The 12,073-nt window shown below is 45.9% G+C and carries 15 protein-coding genes; 2 read left to right on the top strand and 13 right to left on the bottom strand.

Annotation, left to right across the window (positions count from 1 at the left end):
• Window positions 1-231: 231 nt before the first annotated feature.
• The 8 genes from fusA to fkpA all read right to left on the bottom strand — a co-directional run bounded on the left by fusA (window position 232) and on the right by fkpA (window position 6,207).
• Window positions 232-2,331 (bottom strand): elongation factor G, encoded by a 2,100-nt coding sequence (gene fusA / locus R7R24_RS23005; RefSeq protein WP_005382794.1) that lies wholly within the window; start codon window positions 2,329-2,331, stop codon window positions 232-234.
• Between the two features lie 75 nt (window positions 2,332-2,406).
• Window positions 2,407-2,877, bottom strand: coding sequence for a 30S ribosomal protein S7 (gene rpsG / locus R7R24_RS23000; protein WP_005382796.1), 471 nt, complete (start codon window positions 2,875-2,877; stop codon window positions 2,407-2,409).
• A 101-nt stretch (window positions 2,878-2,978) separates the two neighbouring features.
• A complete protein-coding gene (gene rpsL, locus R7R24_RS22995) occupies window positions 2,979-3,353 on the bottom strand; it encodes a 30S ribosomal protein S12 (protein WP_004399892.1) in 375 nt (124 codons plus the stop codon).
• 177 nt (window positions 3,354-3,530) lie between these two features.
• Entirely contained in the window at window positions 3,531-3,806 is a 276-nt protein-coding gene (tusB, locus tag R7R24_RS22990; RefSeq protein WP_005382799.1) for a sulfurtransferase complex subunit TusB, read from the bottom strand.
• 7 nt (window positions 3,807-3,813) lie between these two features.
• On the bottom strand, window positions 3,814-4,170 hold the full coding sequence (gene tusC, locus R7R24_RS22985) for a sulfurtransferase complex subunit TusC (RefSeq protein ID WP_005382801.1): 357 nt from the start codon (window positions 4,168-4,170) through the stop codon (window positions 3,814-3,816).
• Window positions 4,167-4,562, bottom strand: a complete 396-nt coding sequence (gene tusD / locus R7R24_RS22980; RefSeq protein WP_017633744.1) for a sulfurtransferase complex subunit TusD — start codon at window positions 4,560-4,562, stop codon at window positions 4,167-4,169. Before tusD ends, tusC begins: the two co-directional genes overlap by 4 nt.
• Window positions 4,559-5,281, bottom strand: coding sequence for a transcriptional regulator (locus R7R24_RS22975; RefSeq protein ID WP_005382804.1), 723 nt, complete (start codon window positions 5,279-5,281; stop codon window positions 4,559-4,561). The genes tusD and R7R24_RS22975 overlap by 4 nt, the downstream gene beginning before the upstream one ends.
• A gap of 143 nt (window positions 5,282-5,424) precedes the next feature.
• Entirely contained in the window at window positions 5,425-6,207 is a 783-nt protein-coding gene (gene fkpA, locus R7R24_RS22970) for an FKBP-type peptidyl-prolyl cis-trans isomerase (RefSeq protein WP_017821751.1), read from the bottom strand.
• 128 nt (window positions 6,208-6,335) lie between these two features.
• Between fkpA and R7R24_RS22965 the strand changes: the two genes are divergently transcribed.
• Both R7R24_RS22965 and R7R24_RS22960 read left to right on the top strand, forming a co-directional pair.
• A complete protein-coding gene (locus R7R24_RS22965; protein ID WP_017633742.1) occupies window positions 6,336-7,322 on the top strand; it encodes a WD40 repeat domain-containing protein in 987 nt (328 codons plus the stop codon).
• On the top strand, window positions 7,319-7,546 hold the full coding sequence (locus R7R24_RS22960; RefSeq protein ID WP_005381455.1) for a SlyX family protein: 228 nt from the start codon (window positions 7,319-7,321) through the stop codon (window positions 7,544-7,546). Before R7R24_RS22965 ends, R7R24_RS22960 begins: the two co-directional genes overlap by 4 nt.
• Before the next feature lie 83 nt (window positions 7,547-7,629).
• Here R7R24_RS22960 and R7R24_RS22955 read toward each other — a convergent pair whose 3' ends face one another.
• From R7R24_RS22955 to kefG, 5 genes are all read right to left on the bottom strand, one after another.
• A complete protein-coding gene (locus tag R7R24_RS22955; protein WP_054579335.1) occupies window positions 7,630-8,571 on the bottom strand; it encodes an isoaspartyl peptidase/L-asparaginase family protein in 942 nt (313 codons plus the stop codon).
• 131 nt (window positions 8,572-8,702) lie between these two features.
• Complete coding sequence (gene slyD, locus R7R24_RS22950; protein WP_005381451.1) at window positions 8,703-9,254, bottom strand: peptidylprolyl isomerase; 552 nt, start codon at window positions 9,252-9,254, stop codon at window positions 8,703-8,705.
• Window positions 9,255-9,346: 92 nt separating this feature from the next.
• Window positions 9,347-9,547, bottom strand: coding sequence for a YheV family putative zinc ribbon protein (locus R7R24_RS22945; protein ID WP_005381449.1), 201 nt, complete (start codon window positions 9,545-9,547; stop codon window positions 9,347-9,349).
• Between the two features lie 33 nt (window positions 9,548-9,580).
• On the bottom strand, window positions 9,581-11,377 hold the full coding sequence (kefB, locus tag R7R24_RS22940) for a glutathione-regulated potassium-efflux system protein KefB (RefSeq protein WP_318119652.1): 1,797 nt from the start codon (window positions 11,375-11,377) through the stop codon (window positions 9,581-9,583).
• A complete protein-coding gene (kefG, locus tag R7R24_RS22935) occupies window positions 11,361-11,954 on the bottom strand; it encodes a glutathione-regulated potassium-efflux system ancillary protein KefG (RefSeq protein ID WP_054579313.1) in 594 nt (197 codons plus the stop codon). The genes kefB and kefG overlap by 17 nt, the downstream gene beginning before the upstream one ends.
• Between the last annotated feature and the right edge of the window lie 119 nt (window positions 11,955-12,073).

Here is a 12,073-nt window from a genome sequence, read left to right as displayed (position 1 = left end):
TGTTTTACCGTGGTCAACGTGGCCGATAGTACCAACGTTAACGTGCGGTTTCGTACGTTCAAATTTTTCTTTAGACACGATCGTGTTCCTTCCTAGTTATGATTCGTCGTGATCATTATTGATCGACGACGCGCCAGAAATTGTTATTTTATGCGCCAACGCCCGTTAGCGCAATATTTGGACGCCCTGATCTCGCAAAAAGTCGTAAACTTTTTGCAGTTCAATCGTCAATTAGTAACCACGCTCTGCAATAATTTTATCTGCGAAGTTTTTCGGCACTTCAGCGTACTCGTGAAACTCCATAGAGTAAGACGCACGGCCTTGAGTTGCAGAACGTAGATCAGTTGCGTAACCGAACATTTCGGATAGTGGTACTTGAGCACGGATGATCTTAAGACCAGCCACACCTTCGTCCATGCCTTCAATGATACCGCGACGACGGTTTAGGTCACCAACAACGTCACCCATCCAGTCTTCCGGAGTGGTTACTTCGACATTCATCATAGGTTCTAGAATCACAGGTTGTGCTTCTAGTGCACCTTTCTTGAATGCCATCGAGCCAGCGATCTTAAACGCCATCTCGCTTGAGTCTACATCGTGGTAAGAACCATCAAATAGTGTAGCTTTAATATCTAGTACAGGGTAACCCGCTAGAACACCACTATTCATTTGCTCTTCGATACCTTTCGATACCGAACTGATGTATTCCTTAGGAATCACACCGCCCACGATTTCGTCTACGAATACGAAACCTTCACCAGGCTCAGAAGGCTCAAGTTTGACCCAAACATGACCGTATTGACCACGACCACCTGATTGACGAACAAACTTACCTTCAACTTCCGCTTTACCACGAATGGTTTCACGGTAAGCAACCTGAGGTTTACCAACGTTACAATCAACGCTGAATTCACGCTTCATACGATCAACGATAATGTCTAGGTGAAGTTCACCCATACCTGAGATCAGAGTCTGACCTGATTCGTCGTCCGTTTCCACGCGGAATGATGGATCTTCCGCTGCTAGTTTACCTAGCGCGATAGCCATTTTCTCTTGGTCTGCCTTAGAACGAGGCTCTACAGCAATCTGAATAACTGGTTCAGGGAACTCCATGCGCTCTAGAATCACTTTGTGGTTCTGATCACACAGCGTGTCACCTGTGGTTACGTCTTTCAGACCGATAGCAGCTGCAATATCACCAGCGCGAACTTCTTTCACTTCTTCACGCTTATTCGCATGCATCTGAACGATACGACCGAAACGCTCTTTCTTCTCTTTTACTGAGTTGTAAACAGCGTCACCCGAGTTTACAACACCGGAGTAAACACGCATGAAAGTTAACGTGCCCACGAATGGGTCAGTCGCAATCTTAAACGCTAGCGCAGAGAAAGGTTCGTTGTCGTCAGCATGACGCTCAACTTCATTTTCTCTTTCGTCGACACCTTTAATTGCAGGTACGTCAACTGGCGATGGCAAGAACTCAACTACTGCATCCAGTACCGCTTGAACACCTTTGTTCTTAAACGCACTACCACAAGTAGCCAGTACGATTTCGTTATTTAGTGTGCGAGTACGTAAAGCTTGTTTGAGCTCAGCTTCAGTCAATTCACCTTCTTCAAGGTACTTGTCCATCAGCTCTTCGCTAGCTTCAGCAGCGGATTCAACCATGTGGTTGCGCCACTCTTCAGCAAGTTCAATCATGTCAGCTGGGATGTCTTCGTAAGTAAACGAAGTGCCTTGATCGGCATCATTCCAGTTGATCATTTTCATCTTGATAAGGTCGATGACACCTCTGAACTCATCTTCCGCACCAACGTTCAGCTGGATTGGAACAGGAGTCGCACCAAGACGATTCTTAATTTGGTTCACAACGCGTAGGAAGTCTGCGCCCGCACGGTCCATCTTGTTTACAAATACCAAACGTGGAACGTGGTATTTGTCTGCTTGACGCCATACAGTTTCAGACTGAGGTTCAACACCAGATGAGCCACAGAACACAACCACAGCACCATCAAGTACACGAAGAGAACGCTCTACTTCGATAGTAAAGTCAACGTGTCCAGGGGTATCAATGATGTTTACGCGATGCTCAGGGAACTGTGCTTCCATACCACGCCAGAATGTAGTAGTCGCAGCGGATGTGATAGTGATACCACGCTCCTGCTCCTGCTCCATCCAGTCCATGGTTGCTGCACCATCGTGAACTTCGCCGATTTTGTGAGAAAGGCCAGTGTAGAACAGAATACGCTCAGTTGTGGTTGTTTTTCCTGCATCTACGTGAGCACAGATACCGATATTACGGTAGAGCTCAATAGGAGTTTTACGAGCCACGATTGTATCCTCTTACTAAGGTGTACCTTAGAGTATAGAAAAGTGCTGCGAGAGAACCTCGCAGCACAGAAGGTATTACCAACGGTAATGAGCGAACGCTTTGTTTGCGTCAGCCATGCGGTGAACGTCTTCACGTTTCTTAACCGCAGTACCTTTGTTCTCAGACGCGTCTAGCATTTCAGCAGCTAGGCGTTGAGCCATAGATTTTTCACCACGCTTGCGCGCAGCTTCAACCAACCAACGCATAGCAAGTGCGTTACGGCGAACCGGACGTACTTCTACAGGTACTTGGTAAGTTGAACCACCAACACGGCGAGATTTAACCTCTACCGCTGGGCGAACGTTTTCAAGAGCTTCTTCAAAAATAGCTAAGTGGTCTTTACCAGACTTTTCAGCCATAGCATCTAGTGCAGTGTAAACGATTTTCTCTGCAGTAGATTTTTTACCGTCAACCATTAGGATGTTAACGAATTTTGCCAGCAATTCAGATTTGAATTTTGGATCTGGAAGGATCTTACGCTGACCAATGACGCGACGACGTGGCATGGATTTATCTCCGTTGTCTTCTTCAGGTTTTATCCAAAACTTTTCAGTTTTTTCAAAAAATTAAAAATAATTTAGTGTTTGGCCTTACTTAACGGAATCCATTAAGACTTAGGACGCTTCACACCGTACTTAGAACGACCTTGTTTACGGTCATTTACGCCAGCACAGTCTAGTGCGCCGCGAACAGTGTGGTAACGCACACCTGGAAGGTCTTTAACACGACCACCACGGATTAGAACAACTGAGTGCTCTTGAAGGTTGTGACCTTCACCGCCGATGTACGATGTAACTTCGAAGCCGTTTGTCAGACGTACACGACAAACTTTACGAAGTGCTGAGTTAGGTTTTTTAGGTGTAGTAGTGTAAACACGAGTACATACACCACGTTTTTGTGGGCACGCTTCTAGTGCAGGCACGTTGCTTTTAACAACTTGCTTTGCACGTGGCTTACGTACCAACTGGTTAATAGTTGCCATTAACTAGCTCCTGATTTACTTGAAAGTAAGCTTTGTGAAAAATCTATCCCCAACTGCCAATGCAGTTAGGGACGCAAAATTCTATGCAGCAGTGAGAGGTGTGTCAAGAAATATACGGATCTTTTTTGTTCAATTAGAACAATTCATCCGTAAAGCTTTGTCGACAGCAAATCTTGTTCAATCCCAAGTTAGGGATTTATCCTGTTTTGCTGTTAGTTCAACGAAGCCTGAATAATTCACAATCGTCAGCGATGGACTGATACGATTTGCAATACCGCGAGCTTGCGCATCGCTCTCTAACACAAATACGCTGCGGTTTTTTAGATGGGAAAATGCTTTATGTTGCGAGTTAGCAGCGTACACTGCATCTTCTATAAGTAAGATGTCATCCTGTTCACTGCATAAGGGCATGGCGTCTTCTAGAGCAGAGACTGTTTTTATGATGTGTAACATAACTTCCTCAAAAAGACAGTAGCTTGCCAGCGTGTTGTAACTTATCTTTGAGCTGTTCTGAGCTTAACGCTTGGGCTTCAATGACTAAATCCGCTTGCGCCAAACCTCGCTGGGTTAACGACTCTGAACACACAAAGACTTGTTCGATGTCGTATAAATCGAAAAGCTTTAACATCGGCGCGTAATCTTTACTCAAAATATTGTTGGGGTCTTGTCCGAGTAGAAGCTGGTATACCCCGTCCCCCATGAAAATGACGCTGATATCTTCACAGTAAGCCGACGCGGCTAACAGTGCATCCACACCTTCACGACCAGCTGCACTGCCATGTGGCGCACTACGAAATAGATAAGTTAACTGACTCAAAACTGTACCACTCTGTCTTGGGTTAACATCGCTTCAGCTAGGCTACCTAAGCCTGCTTGTTCAAAACCATCGGCTAGATTGTTCTGAACCAAACCATGTTGATTCGCTTCTTCTTCACTTACAATCCCGCGACGCAAAGCGGCCGCGACACAAGTTTCTAGGCGAACACCATGCTCTTTAGCCAAAGACTGCCACGCCTTATTGAGATCAAATTCATCGTTGGCTGGCACACTCAAAGCAGTACCATTAGTCACACCATCTTGATAAAAGAAGACGCTCACTAGCTGATGGCCTTGCTCTATCAACGCTTTGGCGAACTGATAAGCACTGCGCGCTGACTGGCTGCCATAAACGGGACCATTCACCACTAACGTGTAAGTCAGTTTACTCACCTTTCATCATCCTCGGTTTTACGTTGACGAATGTACAAGTAAACGGTGTGTTTTGAAATATTAAGGCGATCCGCAACACGGTTGATGGCATCTTTAATATCGAAGATACCTTTGTCGTACAACTCCATCACGATCTGGCGATTTTTGGTGTTGTTAGACACGGATTTATCCGCATTGATCTCTTCGATGGTGCGTTCAACAGTTTGGTCCACCAGCTCTTCTACGTCACTAGCAAAGTTGACCGAGGAAGCCGCTTCTTTCGCTTCTTGCGTCGGCATGAAAGACTGAAGAACTTGCGAGAAAGGCGCATCCAAGTTGACGTTGATACACAACAAACCAATCACGCGATTTTCGCCATTACGAATGGCGACAGTAATCGACTTCATCAACACGCCACCTTTTGCACGGGTAAAGTACGAACGTGAGAAGTTGCGCTCCGAGCCTTCGATGTCTTTTAGCATCTTAAGCGCTAAATCAGTGATTGGTGAGCCGACTTGGCGCCCCGTATTTTCACCGTTAGCGATTTTAATTGCAGAGGTATTTAAGTCTTCTAGAGAGTGAAGAACGATTTCACAAAATGGACCTATCAGGCTGGCGATACCATCCACGACCGCCTCATAAGATCTTAAAATGATTTTGTCGTGCTCGGTAAACGGCATCACGTTAACGGATTCCATTTCGAGCAACATCTCCGCGTTTATTGTTTCTGTAGTTGTCATAAGCCTTCGAGCGAAAAATCAACAAATTGGTGTAAGTTTATCAGAAAATTTGAAAAGCAACCTAGCAAACTCACCAACTAGTGACCTAGAACAAAAAAGGCCCGTTAAACGGACCTTTTTCAATAACTTATCGCAGCTTATTGTTATTGCTCTGCGTTGTCGTTCTCAACTTTTAGCAGCTCAACTTCAAATACTAGCGTTGAGTTAGCAGGAATGCTTGGTGTGTCTTGGTCACCGTATGCTAGCTCTGGCGGGATAACGAATTTGAATTTAGAACCCACAGGCATTAGCTGAACACCCTCTGTCCAACCTGGGATTACACGGTTAAGTGGGAACGTTGCAGGTTCACCACGATCGTATGAGCTGTCGAACTGAGTACCGTCGATCAGAGTACCTTTGTAGTGTACTTGAACCGTATCAGTGTCTTTTGGCTTCTCACCTTCAGCTGGTGTCATTACTTGGTATAGAAGACCTGTATCTGTCTTCACTACGCCTTCTTGCTTCTCAAACTCAGCACGGAAATCATCGCCAGCTTTTTTCGCTTCAGCTGCTTTCTCAGCCGCTTGTGCTTGCATCTTTTCTGCAACACGCTTGTCTAGAGATTCTAGTGCTGCACGTGTTTCTTCTTCATTCAATTCAGCATTGCCTTTGAAGACGTCTTCGATACCTTTTAGTACCAAATCTTTGTTAAGATTAATGCCGATTTCGCTTGGCTTGTCGATGCTTGTGCTTAGGTAGTTAGCAAATGAAACACCGATTGCGTATGCCGCTTTGTCGTCGTCGGTTTTAAAGTGAACCGCTTTACCGGTTTCTGCTTGAACTTGTTCTGCTTGAGGTGCGGTTTCTGTTTTAGTTTCTTCTTTCTGACAACCTACCGCTAGCATAACTGTTGCAGCAAGTAGCGACACTTTTAAAACTGATTTCATTAAATTCTCCCAATAATGGCTCTGCCATTGGTTGTTGTGCACAAATCTTCTATGAGACTAGTGAAGACAATCGTTATACCAATATACTAGCTATATGTCTTAAGACACAAACCGGATTATTAGATGTGATGCAAAGAATTTTTCATTTATTCCTATATTTAATTGTCATCACCACGTTAAATGGTTGCTTTTTCGCCGAGCGTGAAGTGCAGCGTTGGCCGATAGAACCTCAAGGTGCGACGAGCTTCGCACTTAGCAGAGATGGACGGTTTGCTCTGCTCTATTCTCAACAACGTCATTTGATGTTGTGGGACCTAGAGCAAAATGAACAACTAGCCAACCTGGGTGAACTCGATGCCGATGCCAATGTGGTTTCCCATATCCGCATATCTGACAATGGTCGCTACGCAATTACAGCAAGCCAAATGAACTTCGCAGTTTGGGACCTAGGCTGGACGCAATCCGAAGGCCTTTGGTCTATTTCTGATGCGCTCATTCGCGACGTTGATATCACCAGTAATGGTGAACAAGTTCTGCTTGGGTTATCCAACGGTAAAGCAATTTATGTCAACTTAGTCACCGGGCGTCGCATGGAGTTCCTTGCGCATCGTGAAAAAGTCAATTCCGTGGCCATTTCTCCTAATGGGCGCTTCGCCCTAACCGGAGGTAATGACTATAAAGCGTATCTGTGGGATACCGAAACCGGACAAGTACTACGAACCTTCGAACATGAACAACGAATTGTTCGCGTGGCCCTGCAAAGAGATGGAAAATTAGCAATGACATCTGATGGCGGAAACCAAGCGATTGTTTGGAATTTAAAAACTGGACAAGAAGTCACACAGTTGAGCAGTTGGTCACGCCAATTAATTTTCTCTACCGCACGATTTTCTGACGACGGGACTCAACTAGTCACAGGAAGCCCTTCTGGCCGTGTGTCGATATGGGATACTCAAACCGGAAAACGAATGAGTGGATTTGAAGTGGAGCCCAAAAAAGACACTCGCCCTCCCCGTGCGGTCGTGTATGATGCAGCCTTTGATTCAAAACAACGCGTAATTACTGCTACTTCAGCAGGTATTGCCCAAGCTTGGCAGTTAGAGAACGGATCATGACAGAAAAAATCATTCAGCAATTGGAAGCACGCATTAATGACTTAGAATGTCAGCTTGCGTTCCAAGAACAGACTATTGAAGATCTGAACGGAGCTTTATCGCAGCAACAACTGCAAATTACCAAGATGCTCGATCAGATGAAATATGTGGTAGGTAAAGTAAAAAATATGGACTCGTCGAATTTAGCCGATCCGTCAGAAGAAACCCCACCACCGCATTATTAAAATGCAGGCTCAAATAGCATAAAGCCCAGAACATGTTCTGGGCTTTGTTGTATTAATTACTTAAGAAGGTACTCAAGAGGAAGCTATTCGTCGGCGTAGATTTTAACGCTCAGCTCGCCTTGCGTATTAATGCCTGCTCGGTACATGCCAGAACTGTTCATCGCAAAGTGCATCTCACCTTTAGCATCAATGGCAATCAAACCGCCCTCTCCGCCCATCTGTTTGAGATCACCTTGGATAATGTGTTCACAAGCCGTATGAATATCTTCTTGTAAGTAACGCATACGTGCTGCAACGTCTTCCGCAACACGTTTACGAATAAAGAACTCGCCGACACCCGTAGTGGAAACTGCCACGACGCCATTTTCGGCCACCGTACCACAACCAATAAGAGCCGAATCTCCGACTCGGTTGTATTTCTTATTCGTCACGCCACCCGTACTGGTGGCAGCGGCTAAGTTGCCTTGTTGATCTAACGCTACCGCACCAACCGTACCGTGCTTACGGTCATCTGGGTAACGAGATTCCGACAAAGCAAACAGTCCTTTCTCACGCATAGACAGCAACTGCTCATAACGGCGATCAGTAAAGAAGTAATCTTGCTCGGTATACTCATGGTCTTGCTCAAAAGCAAACTTCTCTGCGCCCTCACCCACCAACAGCACATGATTGCTGTTTCGCATCACGTCACGAGCGAGCTCAATTGGGTTTCTGATATGACGAACCCCAGCGACCGCGCCTGCTGCAAGGTTTCGCCCATCCATCACAGAAGCGTCCATTTCAACCATTTCGTTGTTGGTCAGCACTGAGCCTTTACCCGCATTAAAGTTAGGAGAGTCTTCCAATACTTTCACTGCCGCTACGACGGCATCTAAGGCTTCACCGCCCGTGTCTAGAATTTGATGTCCCGCTTTTACCGCAGCTTCTAAATCCGCCAAGATGGATTGTTGCAGCTCATCGCTCATCTGTTCACGCAAGATGGTGCCCGCACCACCATGAATGGCAATCGAGAAAGGTTTCGTCATCACTTTGTCCAACTGTTATTCCTTGTATGGTTGGCACTACACCTTAGATAAACAAAAAGCGCAAGTTGAAAACTCAACTTGCGCTTTTCAAAGCTTTGCTAGATAAGATTATCTAGTGAAGGAGCTTATGATTAGTGAGAACCACAGCTACCGCCGCCACAGCAGCCGCCTTCTTCTTCGTGATCGTGGTCATGATCGTGACCACCACAACAGCCACCACCTTGGTGGATGTGACCGTGTTCGATCTCTTCTGCTGTTGCTTCACGTGTAGACATAACTTCTACTTCGAAAGTTAGTGTTTGACCAGCTAACATATGGTTACCGTCAACAACCACTTCGTTGCCGTCAACTTCTGTTACTTCAACAGGGATTGGACCTTGGTCAGTGTCAGCTAGGAAGCGCATGCCCACTTCGATTTGCTCAACGCCTTGGAACACGTCCGCAGGAACGCGCTGTACTAGCGCATCGTTGTGCTCACCGTAAGCTTCTTCAGGAGCTACCGTTACTGAGAACTTGTCGCCAGCCACTTTACCTTCAAGTTCTTTTTCAAGACCTGTGATTAGGTTGTTGTGACCGTGAAGGTAATCTAGAGGTGCTTCTGCTGTTGATTGATCAACAACGACACCATCTTCCATCATTACTTTGTATGCAAGGCTTGCAACAACGTTCTTTTCAATTTTCATACTAACTCCAGGGAGATTAATTGACTTAACCTGAATGGGGTTAAGTACTGAGATATCTGGGTGTATTATGGGGATCAATTATCGAAGTTCAATTACTCCGGCTTAAAAATTCCGATCATTTCCTGATCTGAGTGTTTATTTTTCTCTACAGATTGTGGTTTACGCTGCTCTGTAAACTCACACTCGACACACTCAACTAATTCGATGTTATTTTCAATCCACCAGCGCAGGGTATCTTGCTGGCTGCAATTTGGGCAGCTAGCGCCGGCAATAAAACGTTTCTTGATTTTCACGCTATTTCCTTAGCTTGAGTCTTGGCTCAAGTACTACTTCCAATGATTAGGTGACTGATGGTCGCTCTCCATTTCACGACCAAATATTTCTTCTAGCTCTTTGCGGGCCTCTTTCGCTCTTTGAGCTAATTTCTTATCTTCATTGTGTTGAGGCAATAAGTCCTTAAGCATAGCATTATCTAACTTGCGAAAATGTGCTTCTGCCCGCTTTGCTTGATAAGGATGCATACCCAGTTCTACGAGCGCTTGGCGACCGAGATCTAGCGCCCCTAAAAATGTTTCACGAGAGTAATTCTCTACACCATGACTCATTAACTGGTAAGCCTCGACACGGCTTCTTGCTCGGGCTAACAACTTAAGTTTCGGGAAGTGCACGCGACAAATGTCCACGATGGCCATCACCTCATCAGGTGAATTAGTACAAATAATCAATGCTTCCGCTTTATCAGCGCCAGCAGCCCTCAATAGGTCAATTTGTGTAGCATCGCCATAAAACACTTTGTAACCATACTTACGTAATAGGTGGATTTGGCTGGCATCACTTTCTAATACTGTCACTTTGATTTTATTGGCATACATTAAACGTCCGACGATCTGACCGAAACGTCCAAAGCCTGCAATGATAACGCGTGGTCGGCGATCCACGACTTTCGTGGTCATGCCCTCTTCTTCTTGATTCAGGGTATGAGCAAACCACTTCTTTTGTCCCATCAGCAAAAGAGGAGTCGTCACCATGGATAGACTGACCACCACCAACAGAAACGCCACTTGCTCTTTGGACAAAATGCCCTCTTGGCTCGCCGCGGTAAATATGACAAAGGCAAACTCACCGCCTTGGCTCAAAATTGCAGCCATACGGCTTCTCGCTTTGGCTCCGACACGGGCAGCTCTCGCCAATGCATACAAAACCAAACCCTTAACCACGACCAAAGCCACCACCGCACCGAGAATCTCTAAAGGATGTAATGCCAATAACCCCAAGTTTACCGCCATGCCCACCGCAATAAAGAATAACCCCAACAACAGACCTTTAAATGGCTCGATAGCGATTTCCAACTCATGGCGATACTCACTCTCTGCCAGCAAAACGCCTGCTAAAAAAGTCCCCAATGCCATCGAAAGGCCGAGCTTTTGCATCACGACCGAAATGCCAAGCACGACTAAAAGTGCAGCAACGGTAAAGAGCTCACGAACGCCGCTCATCACGACAAAACGAAATAGCGGACGTAGTAAAAAGTGACCACCAATCAACAGTGCTACCACACTGCCTAAAATAGTGAAGACATCCAACCAACTTCCACCACTATGCCCGCCTGCTAGCAAGGGCAACATCGCCAGCATCGGGATCACTGCAATATCTTGAAAGAGCAGCACCGCAAAACCAGATTGCCCCGTTTCGGTACCATTAAGCCCTTGCTCTTCAATGACTTTAAGCGCAATCGCCGTCGAGGATAGCGCCAACCCCATCCCGATCACTAAACTCACTTGCATGCTTACGCCAAACATACTGACGACACTACCAATCACGGCGGTCGTGACCACAACCTGCGCACCGCCTAAACCTAAAATCGGCCCTCGCATCTGCCACAATTTTTTAGGGTTTAATTCCAGCCCTATCAAAAACAGTAACAACACAACCCCAAGCTCGGCAAAATGCAAAATGGCATCAACGTCGCTAATTAAGCCAAGCCCCCATGGGCCAATCAACACACCAGCGAGTAAATAACCTAAAACCGAGCCAAGCCCAAGGCGCTGAGCAATCGGCACCGCAATAACCGCAGCCGAAAGAAAGACCACACTGCTTTGAAGAAACTCACTGGTGATCGCCATACTGACCTCCTCGCTCTGCCGCTTGCCAGTTTTCAAGTGGGTTACTCAGCCATCCACGGTATAACTCGGCATGTTCGTAGCGTTCAATATCCGAAACATTTCTTGACCAATACAACACCAGTGGTTCAATCCAGTGCATTTGACATAGGGCTGCCGTCAGTTCAAACGGTTGCAAGATTTGCTCAAGTGGGTATTTGTTGTACCCCTTCGCGCTGAAGGCTTCTTCTTTACCACCTGTTGTAATGACACTGCGCCAGTATTTTCCTTCTAGCGCCGCACCTCCGCCAAACGCAAAGCCTTTACCTAACACTCGGTCTAGCCACTCTTTTAATAGGGCTGGACATGAATACATATAAAGTGGGTGGTGAAATGCAATCACATCGTGAGCGAGCAACAACTCATGTTCGTAATTCACATCAATAAAGAAATCGGGGTAAACACCGTAAAGATCGTGCACAGTGACGTGATCAAGCGACTGAGCTTTTTTTATCATCACTTGATTGGCAATCGAGTTATGTGGCTCTGGATGAGCATAAATGACCAGAACTTTTGGGAGAATAGACGGTGCAACAGCCAAATGGTCGTCCTTGTGGTTATTTTTATCCGTTATCAAATTGTTATACTTTTTTGTACAGCATAATGCAATTAAAGCGAATCAATCGACTTTTCCGGCCAATACCCCTACTATTCACCGCT

Source organism: Vibrio sp. 704 (assembly GCF_033339295.1).
The sequence above is the reverse complement of the archived record's forward strand: the minus strand, read 5'-3'. Positions and strand labels throughout refer to the sequence as shown.